This is a genomic window from Acidovorax sp. DMC1, assembly GCF_056314325.1.
The window spans coordinates 118,409-139,745 of record NZ_JBQUYO010000006.1 but is presented as its reverse complement, the minus strand read 5'-3'; the positions used below and the strand labels follow the sequence as shown (position 1 = coordinate 139,745).

Genomic DNA, 21,337 nt, shown 5'->3' with positions numbered 1-21,337 from the left:
GTCGTGGTTGTCAGCGCGCACCTACGGGGGTGTAGGCGTTGCTGTGCTCTGCCAGCCAGCGTGCCGACAGGTCGGTGCCGTGCTGGCTGGGGTGAAAGTCGGGGCGCAAGTATTCGCGCCAGGGGCGCCAGGTCTCTCGCACCAGGCCGCCCTTGCCGAACAGCGTGCGTGCGGCGCTGGTCCAGGTGCTCCATTTCCACAGCGAGCCATCGCGGCGCAGGTTCAGCACCGTCTGGCGCAGCACATCGCCCAGGAACACCACCGTGATGCGGCGGAACCAGGTGATGCGCCACTCATGGTTGCCGCCCAGCGCTTGGTAAAGGTCGAAGGCGGTGTTCTTGTGCTCGGACTCTTCGGCGCAGTGCCACTGCCACATGGTGGCCAGGCGGGGCTCGGCGCCCTGCAGTACCTCGGGGTGAGCCAGCAGCCATTCGGCCAGCAGGGCGGTGAAGTGCTCGTTGGCAGCGGTCACGGCCAGCGGATGGCGCGGGTCGGCGCCTGCAAACAGCTTCATGCGCTCTTGCGCACGCGGGGCCCATTCGTTGGCGAGGCCCTGCTGGTCGAGGTGGCCGTTGAACAGCGCGTGGATGCGGCGGTGGGTGGCCTCTTGCCCGATAAAGCCGCGCACCTCTTCGGCAAACTGCGCCTGTTGGTCAGGGGGCAGGGCCTTGTGGCCGTCACGCACGGCATCGATAAAGAACTGCTCGCCCACCGGAAAGCTCATCGACAGCGCATTGAACAGCGCCGAGCGAAACGCATCGCCACCACACCAGCGGCGCGCAAACGGCGTCTCCAGGTCGATCAGCAGGCGACGGACAACGAGTTCGGTCATGAAGAAGGCTCCTGGCGCAAGGGGGGCCGCACGGTGGTGCACAGGTTTGGTACTTTGCAGTACCGATTGGGTTTGTATGATGCAGATCAACCATGGTACTGTCAAGTACCTCGTCGAATTTTCTGCCTTGCGATCTGCCTCCATGAGTGAAGTCACCGCCCCAACTGCTGCGCCCGCTGCACCCGCTGCGGGCACCGAACACCGCGCCCGCCTGCTGGAAGGCATGGCGCGCGCCGTGGCCGCCAAGGGCTATGCCGACACCACCATTGCCGACATCGTGCGCGAAGCCAGCGTGTCGCGCCGCACCTTTTATGAAAACTTTGCCGACAAGGCCGAATGCCTGACCGCACTGTATGAGGCGGCCAGCGGCAACGCCATTGCGGTGCTGCGCGCAGCCATTGACCCGCACAGCGACTGGGAGGCCCAGGTGGAGCAGGCCATGGCGGCCTACTTTGGCGTGCTGGCCCGCAACCCCGTGCTGCTGCGCACCTTGTTCATCGACATCCTGGGCCTGGGCCCCACGGGCCTGGCCGCGCGCCGCCGCGCCAACCAGCAACTGGCCGACCTGATGCTGGACGTGGTGAACAACCGCCCGGGCGAGCGCAAACGCAAAGCCCCGCTGCAACCCATGATGGCCATGGCCGTGGTGGGAGGCATCAACGAAATGGTGCTGCAGTCCATCGAGCAGGACCGGGCCGGGCAGCTGCAAGAGCTGGTGGAGCCCGCTTCCACGTTGTTGCGGGCGGCAATCTCTGCGGAGTTTTGAATCTGTTGGGGTAATGCTTACCGCTGCCCGCGCAGCGGGCGCCTCACACCTCGTTGGCAATCTCGATCAGGTTGTCGTCCGGGTCGTAGATATAGACCGAGCGCAGCCGGTGGCGTGCGCCCGTTGCGCCCACCGGGCCTTGCACGATGGTGACGCCTTCGGCCTGCAGGTGGGCGATGACGTCGTCGAGCGGCATCCGGGTGAGGAAGCACAGGTCGCCCGAGCCCGCTGTGGCATGGCGCACATTGGGGTCCACCACTGTGCCCACTTCGTGCAGGTTGATCTTTTGCGCGCCGAAGTGCAGCGCGTACCGCTGGGGCTTGAACTCCCGCGCGGTCATGCCCAGCACACGCTCATAAAACGCAATGGTTTTGTCGATGCTGGCGACGGTGAGCACGACGTGGTCGAGTGAATCCAGGACGATGGGCATGGTGTGGGGCAGAGTCAGGCGGGTGAAGGATGGAGCGCCGGTGCTGTGGGCTGCAGCCACCGCTTGTTGGCAGCAAACACCACCGTGAGCAGCAGCCCGGCCAGCAAGGCCATGAACCAGTGCAGGGGCGACAGCGGCACAAATCGGAAAGCGTTGGCCAGCCAAGGCACGGTGGTGATGGCCGCCAGCGCGGCCAGCGTGCCTCCTGCCACCCACAGGCTGACCGGGGTGAGGCCTGCCCACAGGCTGCGCCAGCTTGTCTGGCTGCTGCGGCTGGGCAGGATGAGCGCGGCGTTGGCGGCCACCAGCACCACAAACGCGGCAGTGCTGGCGGTGGCGGCATGTGCGGGCTGGCTCAACAGCCAGGGATACAGGCCCACCACGGCGGCCGTCACCACGCTGCCTTGCAGCACGCTCAGCAGGATGTGGCGGGCGGACAGCAGTGGCTCGTCGGCCGCGCGGGGCGGCTGCTGCATGAGGTCGGCAGCACCTTTTTCGGCCTCGAACACGATGGAGCAGGCGGGGTCGATGACCAGTTCCAGAAACGCGATGTGCAGTGGCGCAAGCACCAGCGGCAGCCCGAACAGCACCGGCAGCAGCGCCAGCCCGATGATGGGCACGTGCACCGCCAGTGTGTAGACCATGGCCTGGCGCAGGTTGGCAAAGGTCTGCCGCCCCCGGTGAATCGCCAGCACGATGGCCGCGAAGTCGTCGTGCAGCAGCACCAGGGCCGCAGCCTCGCGCGCCACGTCGGTGCCGCGCTGGCCCATGGCGATGCCGATGTGGGCGGCCTTGAGGGCCGGGGCGTCGTTCACGCCGTCACCGGTCATGGCCACCACCTCGCCCTGGGCCTTGAGGGCTTCGACCAGTGCCAGCTTCTGGTGCGGCTTGATGCGTGCAAACACGCTGACCTGCCGGACCTGGTTGGCCAGCGCCTGGGGCGGCAAGTGGACCAACTCGTCGCCGGTGATCACACGGTCGTTGGCGATGCCCGCCTGGGCGGCAATGGCGCGCGCGGTGCGGGGGTGGTCGCCGGTGATCATCACCACGCGAATGCCCGCCTGGCGGCACTGCGCAATGGCCTCTGGCACCTCGGGGCGCAGCGGGTCGGCCAGGGCCACCAGGCCCAGCCATTCAAAGTCAAAGTCGTGCTGGGTAGGGGGCCAGGTGTCTTGCGTGCGGTGCCGGGCCTTGGCCACGCCCAGCACCCGCAGGCCCCGGTCGGCCAGGCGTGCGGCCTGGGCGCTGACGGCGGCGCGCTCGGCGTCGGGCAGGTGGCAAAGGTCGGCCACGGCTTCGGGTGCGCCCTTGGTGGCCACCGTGTCGTGCGCCGAGGTGCCGTCGCGCCACAGGTGGCTCATGGCCAACAGCTGGGGCGACAGCTCGTATTCGCGCGCCAGCGCCCATGCGGGGTGCAGGTGCTCGGTGTCCACCAGGTGGTCGGCCGCCATGCGGTGAAAGGCCTGCTCCATGGGGTCGTGCGGTTCGATCTCGCTGGCCAGCACGGCGTATTCGAGCAGCTCGTGGAAGGCATCGGGCAGCGCGCTGCCATCTGCTGCGGCGGGCAGGTTCTGCACATCCAGCTCCTGCCCCGCAATGCAGAGCGCCGCCACGGCCATGCGGTTTTGCGTCAGGGTGCCGGTCTTGTCCACGCACAGCACGGTGGTTTGCCCCAGCGTCTCGATGGCGTTGAGCCGCCGCGTGAGCACCTGTTGCGCCGCCAGCCGCCGTGCGGCCAGGGCCAGGAAGATGATCATGATCACCGGCAACTCTTGCGGCAGCACCCCCATGGCCAGCGTGATGCCCGCCAGCACGGCCTGCAGCCAATCGCCCCGCAGCGCCCAGAACAGGGCCACCAGCAGCGCGCACAGCGCGAGGCCGATGACCACCAGCTTGCGCGTGAGCCGCGCCATCTCTTCGCGCAGCGGCGAGGCCTGCAGGGCGATGGTGTCGAGCGACTGGCCAATGCGGCCCAGCTCGGTGTGCCGCCCCACGGCGGTCACCTGCAGCAGGCCCTGGCCGCTGACCACCAGCGTGCCTGCAAACACCTTGTCGGCTGGTTGCTTGGCCACGGGCTCGGATTCGCCGGTCAGCATCGATTCGTCGGCGGCCAGCTCGTGGGCCTGCAGCAGCGTGCCATCGGCGGGGATGCGGTCGCCCTCGGCAATCATCAGCAGGTCTTCGCGCACCACGTCGCGGCCTGCAATGCGCACCAGGGTGCCGCCGCGCAACGCCAGCGCGCGGGGGCTGGAGAGGTCGCGCAGGGCGTTCAACGCGTTGTCGGTGCGGCGCTCCTGCAGCACCGTGATCGCCATGATGATGACCACAAAGCCCAGCAGGATCAGCGCCTCGTGCGCATCGCCCATGGCGAGGTAGATGGCGCCTGCGCCGAGCAACAGCAGGAACATGGGCTCGGTGACCACATCCCAGGCCATGTCGCGCAGCGTGCGGCGCTGGCCGATGCCCAGTTCGTTGGGTCCCTCGTCGCGCAGGCGCTGGGCGGCCAGGGCTGGGTCGAGCCCGGTGGGGGAGTCGGTAGGTGGCATGGGGTGTGTGAGGCTGCGTTGCACAGAGGATGCAATGGTGTAACGGTTATACCGCGCACCGATGTCTGCAGCCCTCACGCAGCGCAGTGGGCCGCACCCGATACCTCTCCTTCACACCTCGCACATCACAAAATCAGCCTTGCCAACATTGCATTCGGGGCAGCGCCAGTCGTCAGGCAAGTCGGCCCAGCGGGTGCCGGGCGCGATCCCATGGTCGGGCAGGCCCGCAGCCTCGTCGTAAATCCAGCCGCAAACGGCACACATGTAGATTTTCATGGGGTGGTTCCTTCGGTACGAGGCCGGCAGTCAGTCGTCATCGTGGTGCCGCTGGCGCTCGGTGGATGTGCCGTTGGCCACCCAGCCACTGGGCGACTGCTGCCACTGGCAGGCACCAAAGGCCAGTGTTGCGATCAGCAGCAGGGCGGCGAGCCAGGAGCGGTTCTTCGGGACCAGGTCGGGCCCCTTGCCCTCCACCCGGCCGGTGAGCATGGGCAGGGCCTGGTTCTTGCGGCGCAGCACGCTCAAGCCAGCAATCAGCGCGATGTGGGCCAACACCACAAACAGAAGAGCGTTGCCGAAGAACTCGTGCACTTCTTCCATCGCCTCGCCCATCCAGTTGCCACCCAGCGCAGCACCCCAGTCGTTGTACGTGGCGTAGCCGCTGAGCGTGAGGGGTACCACCAGCGCCAGCAGCAACACGATGGCCAGCGCCATCAGCAGGTACTGGCCCTGGCGCCAGTTGATTTGCGTGACGGAAGAGGCCTGGGGCAGGGCGCGCAGCCATGCGGGCGCCCCCGCCAGCTTGCGCCACAGCAGGCCCAGGCCCGACGTGCGCGGCCCGAAGATGCCGTACAGCAGGCGAAAGCCCAGCAGCCCCGCCATGGTGTAGCCCAGTGTGACGTGCAGCAGCCGCCAGTGCTCGCCATCGGCCGTGGCGTAGGCCCCCGCAAAGCACAGTGCAAACAGCCAGTGGAACATGCGGGTGGGCGCATCGGTCACCCGGCGGCTGGGGGCCTTCGCGGGGGCGGGTTGCGCCGAGGCATCGGCGGGATGGAGGGTGGGGGTGTTGTTCATCGTGTTTTCCTTGTGTCGGCTCCGGAGGTTGGCTGTGCGTGGCGTTCAGTCGTTCCAGGCGCGGCGGGAGCGGGCATCCAGCCCCGCTGGCATGCGCAGGTTGTGTTCGTCAAACTGCCCCTGGTCTGCGCCCGTATGGCAGGCCGCGCAGTTGGCGGCGCTTTTCACGCTGGCGAGCTTCCAGGTGGTGGGTTCGATCTTTCGGTGCTTGCGCTCAAACCAGGCCGAGCGGGTGATTCGGTCCTCGGGCGGCTCCTCGTTCACGCGCTTGTAGGTGCCGGCGTGCGCCTGCAACCACTGGTTGAGTTGGCGCACGGTGGCCGCGTCCAGCGATGCGTCGGTGCCGTAGTGTTTGTCGAGGCCCGTCATCACGCGGTTCCACGACGCTGCTGGCAGCAGGCCGGGTGGGTAGGCGGTGTGGCAGGCGGCGCATTCCTGCGTGTAGGCGTTGGGCACATTTCGGGGCATGGCTCGCCCGCTGTCTGCGTGGGCGCTGGAGAGGGACAGCAGGGTCAGCGCGCACGCAGCGGCGGCCAGGGCCGCAGGGCGTAATGGGACTGGTTTTTTCATGGTGTTTTTAGAGTCTGTTCACGATCTCCCAGGGGTCGCGCAGCGGTCTTTGCGGGGTGGGATGCAAGGCGCGGTGCGCTGCCAATAGCTCGGCTATTGGCAAGCGCCGCAACGCCGCAGACCGTCCGCAAAGACCACTGCCCGAAGGGTTGGAGCGAAATCGGGCGATTGGACGCCCCGGCTGCTTGCATGGGCATGAGCCCATGCGGCGCATCCGAAGCACCCGCTCATACCGATTGCGCTCCAACGCGGCCCCTGGGAGGTCGTGAACAGGCTCTTAGGGCTTGAGGGCGTTGAGGTAGGCCAGCACGTCGGCCTTTTCCACCGCCGTGCATTCACGGCTCAGCACGTCGTTGCAGTTGCGCCGGAACCACTTGTCCACCTTGGCGGTGTCGGTAAAGGCCTTGGGGTTGAAGGCTGGGGCCAGGGGCGCAATCGGCTTGCCGGTGCTGGCATGTTTGCCCTGCGCGGTGGGCGGTGTGCCGTGGCAGGATGCGCAAGACCACTCGCCGCCATGGCGCGTGGTGAAGAACACTTTGCCCTTGTCGGCGTTGCCGGGGCTGCCGGCCTGCGCGCTCCAGTGGGCAAGCTGTTGGGCGGCTGTGGTGTCGGCGGCTTGGCTCGTGCCAGCGGCTGCCAGTGCCCAGAGCGCGGTCAAGGTCAGTGTGCGAAGGGAAGTCATGCCAGGGTCCTCGTGGGTTTTGTCTTGTGCTGCCATTGTTGAAATCCCTGCCTGAACGGCGCGTGAAAGGTCTGTTCATCGGCTGTTCAGATTTCGCGCGGGACAATGCCCCCATGTTTTTCTCTATCCAACCTGCTTCTGCGCACAGCCCCGTGAAGCGGTGGCGCCTGGCGGCTTGTGTGTTGTGCGCTGCCGCGCTGGCAGTGCCCCCTGCCTCGGCCAGCGGCAAGGACGACCATGACCGGGCGCGGCAGGCTGTGCAGGCGGGCCAGGTGCTGCCGCTGCCCACGGTGCTGGAGCGCCTGCAGCGCGAGGTGCCGGGGCAGGTGCTGGAAGTGGAGCTGGAACAGGAGCGCGAGCGCTGGATTTACGAGATCAAGCTGCTGACGCCTGCCGGGCAGTTGACCAAGGTCAAGCTCGATGCGCGCACGGCCGAGGTGCTGCGTGTGCGGTCGCGAGAATCGCGCGAAGATCCGCCGAGAAGCCGGGACAATCGCTGACACCCTTCCGACCCCAACACCTCCATGCGCATCCTGCTGGTAGAAGACGACACGCTGCTGCGCGCCCAGCTGCGCACGGCGCTGCAAGGCGCGGGCTACTCCGTGGACGAGGCCGACAACGGCCGCGATGCACAGTTTCTGGGTGAGACCGAGGCGGTCGATGCCGTGGTGCTGGACCTGGGCTTGCCGGTGGTGGACGGGCTCACGGTGCTCAAGCGCTGGCGGGCTGCGGGGCGCAACATGCCGGTGCTGGTCCTCACCGCGCGCGACAACTGGCACGAAAAGGTCGCAGGCATTGACGCCGGTGCCGACGATTACCTGACCAAGCCCTTTCACCTCGAAGAACTGCTGGCGCGCCTGCGCGCACTCATCCGCCGCGCCAGCGGGCAGGCGTCGGCCGTGCTGCAGTGCGGAGACTGGTCGCTGGACACCCGCAGTGGCCGCGTGACTTGCGCGGGCCAGCCGGTGACGCTGACAGCCCATGAATACAAGGTGCTTGACTACCTGATGCACCGTCCCGGCGTGCTGGTCTCGCGCGCCGAGCTGACCGAACACATCTACGCGCAGGACTTTGACCGGGACTCGAACACCATCGAGGTGTTTGTGGGGCGCTTGCGCAAAAAGATGTCGCCCTCTGCAGGTTCGTCGGCGGACCCTGCGGCTTCGGCCCGCATTGAGACCGTGCGTGGCATGGGCTACCGCCTGGTGCCGCCATGAGCGTGCCTGGTGCGCCACCGGCGCCGCCTGTGCACTGGTCCCGGTCGCTGCGGGTGCGGCTACTGGCCGTCACGCTGGCGGGGTTGGCCGTGGCCATGGTGCTGGCCGGGCTGGTGCTGAGCGGGTTGTTCCGCGAGCATGTGCAGCAGCAGTTTCAAGCCGCGCTGCAGCTGCAGCTGGACCAGATCACGGCGCGGTTGGAGTTTGATGCCCAGGGGCAGCCGGTGATTGCGGCCGAGGCGCTCTCGGACCCGCGCTGGCTCAAGCCTTACTCTGGCCTGTATTGGCAGTTGGACGCCATGGCGCCCGACGGGCGGGAGCGGGCAGGGGTGTTGCGCTCGCGCTCGTTGTGGGACACCAGCCTGGCGCTGCAGGTGGATGCGTTGGCCGATGGCGCCGTGCATGTGCACGAGATGGCAGGGCCGCAGGGTGCGCCTTTGCTGGTGCTGGAGCGCACGGTGCGCGCAGAGGGCGTGCATGCAGCGCGCTGGCGCTTGATTGTGGCGGCCGACCTGCAGGCCACCCAGGCGGCCACCGCCCGGTTCACGGTCGTGCTGGCGCTGTCGCTGGCGGTGCTGCTGGTGCTGCTGGCCGCCGCCGCCTGGGCGCAGGTGGCCGTAGGGCTCAAGCCTCTGCAGGCCCTGCAGCGTGCGGTGCAAGACGTGCAAGAGGCCCGGGCTTCGCAATTGCAAGGCAGCTTCCCTGCCGAAGTGCAACCGCTGGTCGATGACTTCAATGCCGTGCTGCGCCGCCATGGCGAGGTGGTGGAGCGCGCGCGCACCCAGGCAGGCAACCTGGCGCATGCGCTCAAGACGCCCCTCACGGTGCTGGACAACGCGGCCAGTGTGCAACCGCCCACGGATGAACAGGAACTGGCGGCGCTGGTGCGCGAGCAGGTGGTGGTGGCACGCAGGCACATCGACTGGCACCTGGCGCGGTCGCGGGTGGCGGCGTCTGCGCACTTGCCCGGGCAGCGCACCGCGCTGCAGCCGGTGGTGGAGGGCCTGGTGCGCGTGATGAACAAGGTGCATGCGGACCGGGCGCTGGACATTACCGTTGCGCCGCCTCCGGTGCCGTTGTTCTTCGCGGGGGAGGCGCAGGACCTGCAGGAAATGCTGGGCAACCTGCTGGACAACGCCTGCAAGTGGGCTCGGTCCGCAGTGCGCTTGCAGGCGCAGCTGCTGCCCGCCGGATCTGAAACTGCGCAGCCCCAACTGGTGGTTGCGGTGGAGGACGACGGCCCAGGCATTGATGCCGCGCAGCGTGCCCAAGCGCTGGAGCGCGGCGTGCGCCTGGACGAAACCGTGCCCGGAACGGGGCTGGGTCTGGCCATCGTGCAGGACCTGGCGGCGTTGTATGGCGGGCGGCTGGATCTGGAGCCTGCAGGCCTTGGCGGGTTGCGGGCGACGCTCACCCTGCCGGCTGCAAACGCTCATTGAGCCGCAGCGACCCTCGCTGCGAAGTGCCCCAAAAAACTGCCAAAGTGGGATGCACAGAAAAAGCCCGCCAAAGCGGAAATCCATGAAAAAAGCCCGCCAAAGCGGGCTAAGGCCCTGACAAATTCCCCTGAATTCTGCAAAGCCTTGGAGTAATGAAAACAGGTTATCACCGTCTGCGGTGTTTGACCACTCCTGTTGTGCAAGCGGCGTTCAGTGCCGGCTTTCCACGCTGTTTTGCATGGCGGTCTGGGCCACGGCGTTCAGGGCGTTGTCCACCACAGTCTGCTCGGCCAGAACCTGTAGGGCGCCTTGTTGCAGCAACCGGTCCAGCAGCCGCAGGGTCATCGACTGGGTGCGGCCCGAGGCGCTGGTGAACAGGAACAGGTTGCCGTGCGAGCCGATCCAGGAGAGTTGCGTGCGCTCCCACTGGCCCGCCACCTGCAGGTTGACCCATGTGCCCACGGTGATGGTGGACGCGGGCAGCGGCAGGGGCGCAACGTTGCTGGGTGCAGTCTCGGGTGCAGAGTCTGCGTCTTCGCTCTCGGGGGATTGCGAGATATCGATATAGCCGGACTCCCGGGCCTCGGAGGGTGCCACCCAGGGATCGTCGTCGTCGAGGGGGGCTGGTTGTGCTGGCTCTGCAGCGGGCGTTGCCATCGGTGCTGCACTGGTCGGCGCAGCAGGGGCTGGCGCCGCAACCCTGGGCCCGGGGGTGAAGGCCTGCTGGTGCAGCTGCATCAGCAACGCGAAGACAGCCTCTGTGCGGTCGGCAGGGTAGTCGATGGATGCCAGGCCCTCGCGCAATTTGGGCAGCAGTTTGGGCAGCAGGCGGGCGAGCTGACCGGTGTTGGCGCGCGTCAGCTCGGGTTGCACGCTCCAGATCAGCGCCTCCACCAGCTCCTGATAGCGGCCCGGGTCTGTGGTGCCGGGTTTGGCTGAGAGCCGGGCCTCGGCCATGACCTGGGCCCAGGGGCCCAGCAGAAAGCGGGAGATCGCATCGGGCACCTTGCCCATGCTGGGCAACAACCACAGCTCGCGGGATATCTGTGCGGCCAGCAGGTGGCGCTGCTCGGCGTGCTGCAGGGCCTCGATCGCGCGCTGGCGCTCCTGCCTGAGCGCCTGGTCCTTCTCGGCCCATTTGGCGTGCAGCTGCTGCAGCACCTGCTCAAAGTCATCAGCGCTTTCAATGGTGGCGGTGGCCAGCGGCCCCGCAATGTGCATGAGCGACCGCATGAAGCTCTGGAAACCCGGGGCTTCGGGGCTGTTGAAGGCCTGGCTGCGGTCGGTGATGTCTTGCAACAGACGGCGTGCGGCGTGCTCCTTGTGGCTGAAGAAGCGCGGGTCGGACAGTGCCAGCTGCATCAGCGCCGGCTCCAGCGCGCGGATGAACTGTTGCACCGGCCACAGCAGCCGCGTGTCGCGCGCAATGTTGTCCACCATCAGCGCCACCACCTCCATGCTCAAGGCCTGGCCCAGGCCCTGCACCTGCGCCCGCTGCGCGGCGGCGGAGTGGCCGTCTGCGCCAGGGGCTGCTAGCGTGCGTGGCGTGCCCAGGCGCTCCATCATCTGGCCCACCTGGTTCATCTCTTGCAGCGCCTCAAACGCAGCAGGTACCGTCATCGCAAAGTCAGTGGCGGGCGGGTTGATGTGCGGCAAGCCTTGTGCCGGGTCTTCAAATTCCCGCGCAAACCGGTCTGCAAACGATTCCTGGCTGTCGTTGGCCGGGGCACGTGTTTCTGCAGGGGCGGCTGCGTCATTGAACTCGCCCAGCAGCAGGCGGCGCAGGCGGTCCAGCGTCAGCAGCGGGTCGCCTGCGCTGGTGGACGACGCCACATACAAATCGTTATCGGCGGCGAAGCCGGGGGACACCCCGGCCTCGGCAGGCGCCACATAGACCACCTCGCCTGTGGCCTGCCGCATGGCATAGCCCACCGGCTTCACGCCGCTTTGCTTGAGCTGGTCGATCTGCGCCAGGTACAGGCTGCGCAGCTCGGTACCCAGTGCCTGGGCCATCAGCCCCATCCAGTCGTGGCGCACCTGGGGCGTGACCTGCATCCGCGACACCACGGACTGCAGGGCCTGCAAGAAGACGTCGGGGCGCAGCGGGTTGTGTTCTGGCTGCACCCGGGGCAGGCCTTGTGCGGCGCAGACCAGTGCGTCCAGGTCAGCCAGGGGACCTTCCACGGCCGTGACGAGCACCTGCCGTGCGCGGGCTCGCTCCACGCTGTCGTTGATCTGCGCCTCGTCCATCAGTTCGAGGTCGTCAAAGTTCACGGTGAACAGGGAGCGCGTGGGCTTGTCGTCGCCTTGCGCGGTGTCCTCGTCCAAGGCCTTGCGCAGTGCATCGGGGTAACGATCGGCCATCACCGAGGCCAGTCGCACCAGTTGCTGGCGGGCCTCCTGCATGGCGTTGTGCTCGCCGGGGGTGCGTGCACTGTCCAGGCGCGCTTGCAGGGACATGCGTGTGGTCTCTATCACGCGTTCCACCACAGGCCGGGCCTGGGTCAACGCGTTCTGGACGATGCGCTGCTGGGGGGCAACGATGCTGCCGGTCGGGGCCGTGGCGGACGGGGTGTTGTGTGTCAAGGCCATCTTCAGTAGGACGGAGGACCGGAAACTGCTGCAATGGGTGCGATGTTACGCGTCAAAAAGGGGCCCGAGGCCCCTTTCTGCTAGCGGTGGCGTGGATTCACCCGCCATGGAACTTGACCACCAGCGGCACGATGAGCAGCGCCACGATGTTGATGATCTTGATCAGCGGGTTGATGGCCGGGCCGGCCGTGTCCTTGTAGGGGTCACCCACGGTGTCGCCGGTCACGGCGGCCTTGTGCGCCTCGGAGCCCTTGCCGCCGTGGTGGCCGTCTTCGATGTACTTCTTGGCGTTGTCCCAGGCGCCGCCGCCGGTGCACATGCTGATGGCCACAAACAGGCCCGTGACGATGGTGCCCATCAGCAGGCCCCCCAGCGCCTTCGGGCCCAGCAGCAAGCCCACCCCAATCGGCACCACCACGGGCAGCAGGCTGGGGATCACCATTTCCTTGATGGCGGCGGTGGTCAGCATGTCCACGGCCTTGCCGTATTCGGGCTTGCCCGTGCCGTCCATGATCCCCTTGATGGTGCTGAACTGGCGGCGCACCTCCACCACCACGGCGCCCGCGGCGCGGCCCACCGCTTCCATGGCCATGGCGCCGAACAGGTACGGAATCAGCCCGCCGATGAACAGGCCCACGATGACCATCGGGTCTGACAGGTCGAAGCTCACCGCCCGGCCATAGGTTTCCAGCTTGTGGGTGTAGTCGGCAAACAGCACCAGTGCGGCCAGGCCGGCGGAGCCGATGGCGTAGCCTTTGGTCACGGCCTTGGTGGTGTTGCCCACGGCGTCCAGCGGGTCGGTGATGTCGCGCACGCTGCTGGGCAGCTCGGCCATTTCGGCAATGCCGCCCGCGTTGTCGGTGATGGGGCCATACGCATCCAGCGCCACCACAATGCCCGCCATGCTCAGCATGGACGTAGCCGCCACCGCAATGCCATACAGGCCGGCCAGGCCGTAGGCCACGATGATGGCGGTGCACACAAACACCACGGGCCAGGCCGTGGAGCGCATCGACACGCCCAGGCCCGCAATGATGTTGGTGCCGTGGCCGGTGGTGGATGCCTGGGCGATGTGCCGCACGGGCGCGTATTGCGTACCGGTGTAAAACTCGGTGATCCAGACCAGTGCGGCCGTCAGCACCAGGCCGGTAGCGCAAGCGCCAAACAGCCGCAGCTGCGAGCCCGTGGCCGTGACGGCGTTGTCCGGCATGATCCACAGCGTGACGAAGTAGAAGGCAATGAGTGACAGCACGCCCGCAATCGCCAGCCCCTTGTACAGCGCGGGCATCACGTTCTTCATGCCGGGCGAGGCCTTCACAAAAAAGCAGCCGATGATGGACGCCACGATGGACACGGCGCCCAGCGCCAGCGGGTACACCACGGCATTGACCTGGGCCGTGGCCACCATCAAGGCGCCCAGGACCATGGTGGCGATCAGCGTCACGGCGTAGGTCTCGAACAGGTCAGCCGCCATGCCGGCGCAGTCGCCCACGTTGTCGCCCACGTTGTCGGCAATCACGGCCGGGTTGCGCGGGTCGTCCTCGGGGATGCCGGCCTCCACCTTGCCCACCAAGTCGGCGCCCACGTCGGCGCCCTTGGTGAAGATGCCGCCGCCCAGGCGCGCAAAGATCGAGATCAGCGACGAGCCGAATGCAAAGCCGATCAATGGGTTGAGCAAGGTGGCCAGGTGCGCCGTGGGCGTGTGGTTGCCGTTGCCCGCCAGGAACCAGTAAAAGCCCGTGACACCCAGCAGCCCCAAGCCCACCACCAGCATGCCGGTGATGGCGCCGCCGCGAAACGCCACATCCAGCGCCGGGCCGATGCCATGGGTGGCAGCCTGCGCAGTGCGCACGTTGGCGCGCACCGACACGTTCATGCCGATGAAACCGCAGGCGCCCGATAGCACGGCGCCCACCACAAAGCCCACGGCCGTGGTGCCGTCCAGAAACACGCCGATCAGCACGGCCAGCACCACGCCCACGAGGGCAATGGTCTTGTACTGGCGGGCGAGGTAGGCGGCGGCGCCCGCCTGGATGGCGGCGGCAATCTCCTGCATGCGGGCGTTGCCCGGGTCTTTGGAAAGGATCCAGCCCCGGGCCCAGATGCCGTAGGCCACCGCGATGAGCCCGCAAACGAGGGCCAGGATGAGAGGGGATGTCAGTGCTGAGCTTGCAGCCATTCAATTCTCCTTGGTGTGTTGCACGGAGGGGGACCAACGCATCGGTGGTTTCCCCGCTGCGTTGCTTCCTCGTGCTACCCATGCGTTTCGCGCAGGAGCCGATTGGCCAACAGACCCAATTTACAGGCAAACGCCGGTTTGCAAGCGGGCAGAAAGGGGCGTGCGCCTAAAATCAGGGTTAATCCCGACGCTTCGTTGCGCTGCATCAGTGCCGAAGGCCTCGCGGGTTATCGTCAACAAACCACTATCCAAAGACATGTCCCTCAACAACGTCCCCCCAGGCAAGAACGTTCCTGACAGCTTCAACGTCGTCATCGAGATCCCGATGAACGCCGACCCGATCAAGTACGAAGTGGACAAGGAATCGGGCGCCATTTTTGTGGACCGTTTCATGACCACCGCCATGCACTACCCCACCAACTACGGGTACGTGCCACAGACGCTGTCGGGCGACGGCGATCCGGTGGACGTGCTGGTGATCACGCCTTACCCGCTGTTCCCCGGCGTGGTCGTGCCCTGCCGCCCCCTGGGCATCCTGATGATGGAAGACGAGGCCGGTGTGGATGGCAAGGTGATTGCCGTGCCCACCTCCAAGATCCTGCCCATGTACGACCACTGGAAGACCATCGATGACGTGAACGCCATGCGCCGCAACGCCATCGCCCACTTCTTCGAGCACTACAAGGACCTGGAAAAGGGCAAGTGGGTCAAGGTGCTGGGCTGGGAAGGCATCGACGCTGCCAAGAAGGAAATCACCGACGGCATCGACAACTACAAGAAGTCGCAGGCCTGATAGCCCTTTGGGCACTTTTCGCCCTGCAGTGCTGGTGCAATATGCACTGGATGCTATCAAAATAAAAGCACGCCATCCGCCTCGGGTGGCGTGTTTTTTTGTGGGTGGCACCCTGCCTGGGTAGGGAAAAGCCGTGCCATGTGCGGCTGGGCGCGCTGATAGACTGCATTTAGTTACATGGCTGCGGCTGTTCCGGTGTTTCGAGGTACTTTGAGGTGATTCATGAAAATTTCTGATCTGCGCATTGGCGTGAAGCTGGCAGCGGGTTTTTTGGCAGTGGTGTTGCTGACCGCCTTGCTCGGGTCTATTGCGCTGGTGCAAATGTCCCGCATCCACGCCAACGCCGAGGAGATCGCCACGAACCTGCTGCCCAGCGTCACGCAAACGGGCGAGCTGCGCGTGCTGCTCAACCGCATGCGCCGTGCCGAGGCGGGCATGGTCACTGCGCGTAGTTCGGCCGAGGTCAAGGCGTTTGCCGAGCAGGTTGCCGCGCGCCACAAAGATTTGAGCAGGGTCGAGGCGGTCTACGAACCGCTTATCGATATGCCCAAGGAGCGCGAGGTGTTCAACGCCTACAAGACCCGCAAGGCGGCCTATGTGGCGCTGCAGGACAAGTTGGCGGACATTGCCAAGGGCGTGGACTTCAGCACCGCCGAGACCATGGAGCTGACTGCTGACGCCTTAAGCATGCTGTATGCGGGCGAATCGGAGTCGGCCTTTGTGGCCACGGCCGAGACGCTGGGCGAGCTGCAAAAGATCAATGCGGACGCGGCCTTGCAGGCCAACGAGGAAGCGATGAAGGTGTTCAATGTGGCGCGCGCCTGGGTGCTTGGCACGCTTGCGCTGTGCGTGGCACTGGCCGCCGTGCTGGGCGTGGCCATCACCCGCGCCGTGACCCGTCCGGCCCACCATGCGGTGCAGGCTGCCCGCGCCATTGCAGATGGCGACCTGGCGACCGAAGTGCCTTCGGGCGGCAAGGATGAAATGGGCCAGCTGCTCAACGCACTGGGCGACATGCGGGCCAATCTGGCGCGGGTGGTGTCGGGCGTGCGCAGCAACGCCGAAGGCGTAGCCTCAGCCAGCGCGCAGATAGCCTCCGGCAACAACGACCTGAGCGCGCGCACAGAGCAGCAGGCCAGCGCGCTGGAAGAAACCGCAGCCTCCATGGAAGAACTGGGCTCTACCGTGCGCCAGAACGCCGACAACGCACGCGCCGCCAACCAACTGGCCGTCAGCGCCAGCACCGTGGCCGTGCAAGGCGGAGACGTGGTGGCCGAAGTCGTCGAGACCATGAAAGGCATCAACGCCAGCAGCAACAAGATCGCAGACATCATCAGCGTCATCGACGGCATCGCCTTCCAGACCAACATCCTGGCGCTCAACGCAGCCGTCGAAGCCGCCCGCGCCGGCGAACAAGGCCGAGGCTTTGCCGTGGTGGCCGGAGAAGTGCGCAACCTGGCAGGGCGCAGCGCAGAAGCCGCCAAAGAAATCAAAGCCCTCATCACCGCCAGCGTAGAACGCGTGGAACAAGGCACCGCCTTGGTGGACAAAGCCGGAGCCACCATGACCGAAGTCGTCAGCGCCATCCGCCGCGTGACCGACATCATGGGAGAGATCAGCGCCGCCAGCAGCGAACAAAGCGCAGGAGTCGGCCAGGTGGGAGAAGCCGTCACCCAGATGGACCAGGCCACCCAGCAAAACGCCGCCCTGGTGGAAGAAATGGCAGCGGCTGCCAGCGCCCTGAACGCCCAGGCCGGCGAACTGGTCAACGCCGTGGCCGTGTTCAAGCTCGACGCCAACAGCACATCAAGTCACAGCCCGGCGCGCGGCAGCGCTGCCCCCGTCCGCCCTCCAATTGCAGCGCCCAGCTACAAAGCCCCGGCCCGCAGCAGCCTGGGCAGCAGCGCCAAGAGCAGCAGCAGCAAACCCGCCGCCAGCCTGGCAGCGCCTAAGACCGGAAGCGCAGCGCCAGCGGCCCCAGCAGCCAGCGCCGCAGCCCCCAAACCGGCAGCGCCCAGCCCGGCACCGGCCAAGGCAGGGGGCAACGACGACGACTGGGAGAGCTTCTGAGAAGGGCCAGACAGGCCCCTGGATGAAGAGTTCAGGTCAAAACGGCTGCAAGCGCAGGTGGTGCATGCGCTGACAGCTATCAAAACAGAAGTGAAGAAGCACGCAGAGGGGGCGCCTTCTGCGTGCTTTTTTTGCGTGGCACCTTTCAATGTGCCTTCCATTCAGCCCGGCCAGTGGACTGTTCTGTGCCCTCGTCAGCGGTGCGGGTTGGGGTACACCAGATGCAGCCCTGGCAGCTGCGGGCGCTGGAAGGGTTGCCACACCACGCCCGGCCCGTGCGGCTGGCCCAGGCGGTCGGCCACGGCCCACCAGGCGCTCGGGTTCAGGCCGATGCCAAAGTGGCTGGCCACCACTTCGATGTTCTCGGTATGCGGGTTGTGGTCTGCGGGAGCCTGGATGCTGCCGCGCCAGGCCACCACGCCGTCGGTGCGTGAGTAGATGCTGGTGGTGGGCACCGGGGGCGCCTCGGGCAGGTTGTAGTTCTCGGTTTCGCGCTCGATGCTGCGGCCGCTGGCGAACTGGTAGATGCGCCATGCGTTGGTAGAGGTGTGAGGCCCGGCAAAGGGCGTGCCCAGGGTCACCACGCAGCGCACCAGGTCAGGCATTTCCTTGGCCAGCTCGCGGGCGTAGATGCCGCCCAGGCTCCAGCCCACCAGGCTGACCTTGCTGCCGCTGGCATCGGCCGCTTGCTGCAACTGGGCCTTAGCGTTTTCCAGCACGCCCTCGCGGGGCCCCAGGTTCAGGCCCTGGCCCCAGCCCAGCGTGTTGTAGTTGCGCGATTCGAGGTAGCGGCGCAGGGGCAGGGTGGTGGTGTCACCTGCCGTGAGGCCCGGAAACACGATGACCGTGTGTCCGTCCCCCAACGGGGCGCGTTGCAGCACAGGCCAGGCGGGCAGCACGGCGCCAAACTCCCACGGAGCGCGCAGCTCCAGGGCCAGCAGAGGCAAGCTCGGCGGTGGCATGTGGTCGGGGGCAGCGGATTTGCGGTCGGAGAAGAGGGGCATCGATTCGTCGTTCCAAAACGGCGCGTGCCAGGCAAGGCACACGGGTGATGCGACGGTAGCAGTTTTTGCGCACCAGGGCGGGGCGCGAAATGGAGCAAGCTCTCCAATTGCCCGGTCAGTTGCGGTCCCAGTCCCCTTGTACTGGCGTGGGAGATTCTCAAAAAATGTCACGAAATGAAACCTATGACTGCTATGCTTTGAATAGCTTTTGCGCATTCCGCGTTCTGGCGTCCCTCGCAGCCCCCACCGCCTGAAAGCCCCGTGCCATGACCGCTTTTGTCGACTCTGCCGTCCCTGCCAACGCCCACTCTGCAACGCCGGGGCCGGTGCCCAGCGCGGCGGCCGCCGCGCGTGAATTCCTGACGTTTCGCCTGGGCACGGAGGAATATGGCATCGACATCCTGCGGGTGCAGGAAATCCGCTCGTACGAACGGCCCACACGCCTGGCGCATTCGCCCGACTTCATCAAGGGGGTGATCGACCTGCGCGGCCGCATCGTCCCAATCCTGGACCTTCGCGTGAAGCTGCAGTGCCCTGAAGCCAGCTACACCGACTTCACCGTCGTCATCATTCTGGACATCGGCTCCACCCTGGTGGGGGCGGTGGTGGACGCGGTGGCCGATGTGGTCTCGCTCACCCCCGACCTCATCAAGCCCACGCCCCAGTTCGAGCGGCAGGGCCATGTGGACCCCGCCTTTGTCACCGGCATTGCCAGCCTGGGCGAACGCATGCTGATCGTGATGGACATCGAGGCGTTGCTCAGCAGTGACGAAATAGGACTGGTGACAAAGGCTGCATAGAGCTAAGGTAGCCACAGGCAGAACACGCACAACGATCAACCCGAGGAGAAGAAGGATGAATCAGTTCAAGATTTCCACCCGGCTCGCGATAGCTTTTGGCGTCATGGTCCTCTTACTGGTTGCTTTAGGGGCTGTGAGTTTGGTGCGATCTGCCAGCCAGCGTGCCGAACTGACCGACGTGGTGGGTGTGCGCATACCCATCACCAAGGCGCTGGGTACGTTGGCCGATGGCGTGAACGTCCAGGCCACTCAGTATCGCAACTTGGTGATTTTCTCGAACGAGACGATCTTGAAGGCTTCGCGAGACCAGATCGTTGAAGCACGGGCCAGGGTGGCGGAGGCCTATCAGGTCCTCAACCGACTCATCGTGTCTGAAAAGGGCAAGGAAGCCTTGGCGCGAATGGAGCAGCAGCGTGCAGATTTCTTGAAAGTGGGAGACCAGTACCTGGCGCTGATCCAGCAAGCCCAAAAAGACGAAGCCATTAAATTGCTGGAAGAGCAGCTTCGTCCCGTGCAACTTGCCTATCAAGCAAGTATCAGGGAGCAAGTGGAGCTGCAGGCACAGTTCACCGTTGCAGCAGGGCAGCGTGCAGAGTCGCAAGCGGGCGCCCTGCAGCGCGATGTGCTGATTGCGGCCGCACTTGCCATCGGCATTGCGATCTTTCTGGCCATCACCATCATCCGCTCCATCACCCGCCCCCTGGCACAAGCAGTGGAGGCGGCCGACCGCGTGGCCGGTGGCGACCTGAGCGGCCAGATCGTCGTACAGTCCAAGGATGAAACCGGGCACCTGCTCAGCGCCCTGCAACGCATGCAGCAAAGCCTGGTCAACACCGTCAGCACGGTACGCCAGAACGCCGAAGGCGTAGCCTCAGCCAGCGCGCAGATAGCCTCCGGCAACAACGACCTGAGCGCGCGCACAGAGCAGCAGGCCAGCGCGCTGGAAGAAACCGCAGCCTCCATGGAAGAACTGGGCTCTACCGTGCGCCAGAACGCCGACAACGCACGCGCCGCCAACCAACTGGCCGTCAGCGCCAGCACCGTGGCCGTGCAAGGCGGAGACGTGGTGGCCGAAGTCGTCGAGACCATGAAAGGCATCAACGCCAGCAGCAACAAGATCGCAGACATCATCAGCGTCATCGACGGCATCGCCTTCCAGACCAACATCCTGGCGCTCAACGCAGCCGTCGAAGCCGCCCGCGCCGGCGAACAAGGCCGAGGCTTTGCCGTGGTGGCCGGAGAAGTGCGCAACCTGGCAGGGCGCAGCGCAGAAGCCGCCAAAGAAATCAAAGCCCTCATCACCGCCAGCGTAGAACGCGTGGAACAAGGCACCGCCTTGGTGGACAAAGCCGGAGCCACCATGACCGAAGTCGTCAGCGCCATCCGCCGCGTGACCGACATCATGGGAGAGATCAGCGCCGCCAGCAGCGAACAAAGCGCAGGAGTCGGCCAGGTGGGAGAAGCCGTCACCCAGATGGACCAGGCCACCCAGCAAAACGCCGCCCTGGTGGAAGAAATGGCAGCGGCTGCCAGCGCCCTGAACGCCCAGGCCGGCGAACTGGTCAACGCCGTGGCCGTGTTCAAGCTCGACGCCAACAGCACATCAAGTCACAGCCCGGCGCGCGGCAGCGCTGCCCCCGTCCGCCCTCCAATTGCAGCGCCCAGCTACAAAGCCCCGGCCCGCAGCAGCCTGGGCAGCAGCGCCAAGAGCAGCAGCAGCAAACCCGCCGCCAGCCTGGCAGCGCCTAAGACCGGAAGCGCAGCGCCAGCGGCCCCAGCAGCCAGCGCCGCAGCCCCCAAACCGGCAGCGCCCAGCCCGGCACCGGCCAAGGCAGGGGGCAACGACGACGACTGGGAGAGCTTCTGAGAAGGGCCAGACAGGCCCCTGGATGAAGAGTTCAGGTCAAAACGGCTGCAGGCGCAGGTGGAACATGCGCTGACAGCTATCAAGAAAGAAGTGAAGAAGCACGCAGAGGGGACACCTTCTGCGTGCTTTGTTACTTGATGGATGTGCGAGTGGCATCAGCGGCTGGTGAAGTTGGCTGGTTGCCAACCGGGGCCGTCGTCCCAGCCCCAACGATGCGACTCGTACGCAAACGTAACGGAAAGCGCTATGCTGGGCCTGACCGCCACGGCGCGCGGTCTTTGCATGGGTGGGCATTTCTTTTTGCGCCGTTCTCCCCAGGAGTTCCGCAATGGACCGTGGTTTCACCGCTGTGCGCACACGCTTGCGCACGCACCAGCCCCCGGCCGCTGACGCGGCCCGCCGGGCTTGGGTGCAAGGGGTTGCAATGCGCACTCTGGCACCACCAAGGCCGCCGCCCCGGGCCGCTCTGGCTGCTG

At 66.1% G+C, this 21,337-nt stretch carries 18 protein-coding genes; 8 read left to right on the top strand and 10 right to left on the bottom strand.

Features of this window, described 5'->3' with window-relative positions:
* Positions 1 to 10 precede the first annotated feature (10 nt).
* Entirely contained in the window at positions 11 to 832 is an 822-nt protein-coding gene (locus ACT531_RS14175) for a metal-dependent hydrolase (protein WP_476017822.1), read from the bottom strand.
* 142 nt (positions 833 to 974) lie between these two features.
* Here ACT531_RS14175 and ACT531_RS14170 point away from each other — a divergent pair, with 142 nt between their 5' ends.
* Complete coding sequence (locus ACT531_RS14170; RefSeq protein WP_476017821.1) at positions 975 to 1,598, top strand: TetR/AcrR family transcriptional regulator; 624 nt, start codon at positions 975 to 977, stop codon at positions 1,596 to 1,598.
* Between the two features lie 43 nt (positions 1,599 to 1,641).
* On the opposite strand, the gene ACT531_RS14165 is transcribed toward ACT531_RS14170, so the two are convergent.
* The 6 genes from ACT531_RS14165 to ACT531_RS14140 form a co-directional block, all read right to left on the bottom strand.
* The gene (locus tag ACT531_RS14165) at positions 1,642 to 2,028 is read right to left on the bottom strand and encodes a VOC family protein (RefSeq protein ID WP_060984191.1); all 387 of its coding nucleotides are present in this window, start codon (positions 2,026 to 2,028) and stop codon (positions 1,642 to 1,644) included.
* Between the two features lie 14 nt (positions 2,029 to 2,042).
* On the bottom strand, positions 2,043 to 4,574 hold the full coding sequence (locus ACT531_RS14160; protein WP_309823487.1) for a cation-translocating P-type ATPase: 2,532 nt from the start codon (positions 4,572 to 4,574) through the stop codon (positions 2,043 to 2,045).
* 111 nt (positions 4,575 to 4,685) lie between these two features.
* Positions 4,686 to 4,850: a rubredoxin gene (locus tag ACT531_RS14155; protein ID WP_476017820.1), complete on the bottom strand. Its 165-nt coding sequence runs from the start codon at positions 4,848 to 4,850 to the stop codon at positions 4,686 to 4,688.
* A 30-nt stretch (positions 4,851 to 4,880) separates the two neighbouring features.
* On the bottom strand, positions 4,881 to 5,648 hold the full coding sequence (locus ACT531_RS14150) for a cytochrome b/b6 domain-containing protein (protein WP_476017819.1): 768 nt from the start codon (positions 5,646 to 5,648) through the stop codon (positions 4,881 to 4,883).
* A gap of 45 nt (positions 5,649 to 5,693) precedes the next feature.
* The gene (locus ACT531_RS14145; protein ID WP_476017818.1) at positions 5,694 to 6,218 is read right to left on the bottom strand and encodes a diheme cytochrome c; all 525 of its coding nucleotides are present in this window, start codon (positions 6,216 to 6,218) and stop codon (positions 5,694 to 5,696) included.
* A gap of 277 nt (positions 6,219 to 6,495) precedes the next feature.
* Complete coding sequence (locus tag ACT531_RS14140) at positions 6,496 to 6,900, bottom strand: DUF1924 domain-containing protein (RefSeq protein ID WP_309823494.1); 405 nt, start codon at positions 6,898 to 6,900, stop codon at positions 6,496 to 6,498.
* A gap of 113 nt (positions 6,901 to 7,013) precedes the next feature.
* Between ACT531_RS14140 and ACT531_RS14135 the strand changes: the two genes are divergently transcribed.
* From ACT531_RS14135 to ACT531_RS14125, 3 genes are read left to right on the top strand one after another with little or no spacing between them, the layout of a single operon-like run.
* A complete protein-coding gene (locus ACT531_RS14135) occupies positions 7,014 to 7,400 on the top strand; it encodes a PepSY domain-containing protein (RefSeq protein ID WP_309823496.1) in 387 nt (128 codons plus the stop codon).
* A 24-nt stretch (positions 7,401 to 7,424) separates the two neighbouring features.
* Entirely contained in the window at positions 7,425 to 8,117 is a 693-nt protein-coding gene (locus ACT531_RS14130; protein WP_309823498.1) for a response regulator, read from the top strand.
* On the top strand, positions 8,114 to 9,556 hold the full coding sequence (locus tag ACT531_RS14125; RefSeq protein ID WP_476017817.1) for a sensor histidine kinase: 1,443 nt from the start codon (positions 8,114 to 8,116) through the stop codon (positions 9,554 to 9,556). The genes ACT531_RS14130 and ACT531_RS14125 overlap by 4 nt, the downstream gene beginning before the upstream one ends.
* Before the next feature lie 210 nt (positions 9,557 to 9,766).
* On the opposite strand, the gene ACT531_RS14120 is transcribed toward ACT531_RS14125, so the two are convergent.
* Both ACT531_RS14120 and ACT531_RS14115 read right to left on the bottom strand, forming a co-directional pair.
* Positions 9,767 to 12,148, bottom strand: a complete 2,382-nt coding sequence (locus tag ACT531_RS14120; protein ID WP_476017816.1) for a DUF1631 family protein — start codon at positions 12,146 to 12,148, stop codon at positions 9,767 to 9,769.
* Positions 12,149 to 12,245: 97 nt separating this feature from the next.
* Positions 12,246 to 14,327: a sodium-translocating pyrophosphatase gene (locus ACT531_RS14115; RefSeq protein WP_015013641.1), complete on the bottom strand. Its 2,082-nt coding sequence runs from the start codon at positions 14,325 to 14,327 to the stop codon at positions 12,246 to 12,248.
* A 256-nt stretch (positions 14,328 to 14,583) separates the two neighbouring features.
* Here ACT531_RS14115 and ppa point away from each other — a divergent pair, with 256 nt between their 5' ends.
* Both ppa and ACT531_RS14105 read left to right on the top strand, forming a co-directional pair.
* Positions 14,584 to 15,120 (top strand): inorganic diphosphatase, encoded by a 537-nt coding sequence (gene ppa, locus ACT531_RS14110; protein WP_015013642.1) that lies wholly within the window; start codon positions 14,584 to 14,586, stop codon positions 15,118 to 15,120.
* Between the two features lie 222 nt (positions 15,121 to 15,342).
* Positions 15,343 to 17,190 (top strand): methyl-accepting chemotaxis protein, encoded by a 1,848-nt coding sequence (locus ACT531_RS14105; RefSeq protein WP_476017815.1) that lies wholly within the window; start codon positions 15,343 to 15,345, stop codon positions 17,188 to 17,190.
* A 194-nt stretch (positions 17,191 to 17,384) separates the two neighbouring features.
* On the opposite strand, the gene ACT531_RS14100 is transcribed toward ACT531_RS14105, so the two are convergent.
* Entirely contained in the window at positions 17,385 to 18,194 is an 810-nt protein-coding gene (locus ACT531_RS14100; protein WP_476017814.1) for a lipase family alpha/beta hydrolase, read from the bottom strand.
* 266 nt (positions 18,195 to 18,460) lie between these two features.
* Between ACT531_RS14100 and ACT531_RS14095 the strand changes: the two genes are divergently transcribed.
* Positions 18,461 to 18,994 (top strand): chemotaxis protein CheW, encoded by a 534-nt coding sequence (locus tag ACT531_RS14095; protein ID WP_476017813.1) that lies wholly within the window; start codon positions 18,461 to 18,463, stop codon positions 18,992 to 18,994.
* A gap of 55 nt (positions 18,995 to 19,049) precedes the next feature.
* Positions 19,050 to 20,861, top strand: coding sequence for a methyl-accepting chemotaxis protein (locus ACT531_RS14090; RefSeq protein ID WP_476017812.1), 1,812 nt, complete (start codon positions 19,050 to 19,052; stop codon positions 20,859 to 20,861).
* The last annotated feature ends 476 nt before the right edge of the window (positions 20,862 to 21,337 follow it).

What these genes read in the sequence shown, in the direction of transcription:
- ACT531_RS14175 (WP_476017822.1), bottom strand. Translation starts at nt 832, where the DNA reads ATGACCGAACTCGTTGTCCGTCGCCTGCTGATCGACCTGGAGACGCCG.
- ACT531_RS14170 (WP_476017821.1), top strand. Translation starts at nt 975, where the DNA reads ATGAGTGAAGTCACCGCCCCAACTGCTGCGCCCGCTGCACCCGCTGCG.
- ACT531_RS14165 (WP_060984191.1), bottom strand. Translation starts at nt 2,028, where the DNA reads ATGCCCATCGTCCTGGATTCACTCGACCACGTCGTGCTCACCGTCGCC.
- ACT531_RS14160 (WP_309823487.1), bottom strand. Translation starts at nt 4,574, where the DNA reads ATGCCACCTACCGACTCCCCCACCGGGCTCGACCCAGCCCTGGCCGCC.
- ACT531_RS14155 (WP_476017820.1), bottom strand. Translation starts at nt 4,850, where the DNA reads ATGAAAATCTACATGTGTGCCGTTTGCGGCTGGATTTACGACGAGGCT.
- ACT531_RS14150 (WP_476017819.1), bottom strand. Translation starts at nt 5,648, where the DNA reads ATGAACAACACCCCCACCCTCCATCCCGCCGATGCCTCGGCGCAACCC.
- ACT531_RS14145 (WP_476017818.1), bottom strand. Translation starts at nt 6,218, where the DNA reads ATGAAAAAACCAGTCCCATTACGCCCTGCGGCCCTGGCCGCCGCTGCG.
- ACT531_RS14140 (WP_309823494.1), bottom strand. Translation starts at nt 6,900, where the DNA reads ATGACTTCCCTTCGCACACTGACCTTGACCGCGCTCTGGGCACTGGCA.
- ACT531_RS14135 (WP_309823496.1), top strand. Translation starts at nt 7,014, where the DNA reads ATGTTTTTCTCTATCCAACCTGCTTCTGCGCACAGCCCCGTGAAGCGG.
- ACT531_RS14130 (WP_309823498.1), top strand. Translation starts at nt 7,425, where the DNA reads ATGCGCATCCTGCTGGTAGAAGACGACACGCTGCTGCGCGCCCAGCTG.
- ACT531_RS14125 (WP_476017817.1), top strand. Translation starts at nt 8,114, where the DNA reads ATGAGCGTGCCTGGTGCGCCACCGGCGCCGCCTGTGCACTGGTCCCGG.
- ACT531_RS14120 (WP_476017816.1), bottom strand. Translation starts at nt 12,148, where the DNA reads ATGGCCTTGACACACAACACCCCGTCCGCCACGGCCCCGACCGGCAGC.
- ACT531_RS14115 (WP_015013641.1), bottom strand. Translation starts at nt 14,327, where the DNA reads ATGGCTGCAAGCTCAGCACTGACATCCCCTCTCATCCTGGCCCTCGTT.
- ppa (WP_015013642.1), top strand. Translation starts at nt 14,584, where the DNA reads ATGTCCCTCAACAACGTCCCCCCAGGCAAGAACGTTCCTGACAGCTTC.
- ACT531_RS14105 (WP_476017815.1), top strand. Translation starts at nt 15,343, where the DNA reads ATGAAAATTTCTGATCTGCGCATTGGCGTGAAGCTGGCAGCGGGTTTT.
- ACT531_RS14100 (WP_476017814.1), bottom strand. Translation starts at nt 18,194, where the DNA reads ATGCCCCTCTTCTCCGACCGCAAATCCGCTGCCCCCGACCACATGCCA.
- ACT531_RS14095 (WP_476017813.1), top strand. Translation starts at nt 18,461, where the DNA reads ATGACCGCTTTTGTCGACTCTGCCGTCCCTGCCAACGCCCACTCTGCA.
- ACT531_RS14090 (WP_476017812.1), top strand. Translation starts at nt 19,050, where the DNA reads ATGAATCAGTTCAAGATTTCCACCCGGCTCGCGATAGCTTTTGGCGTC.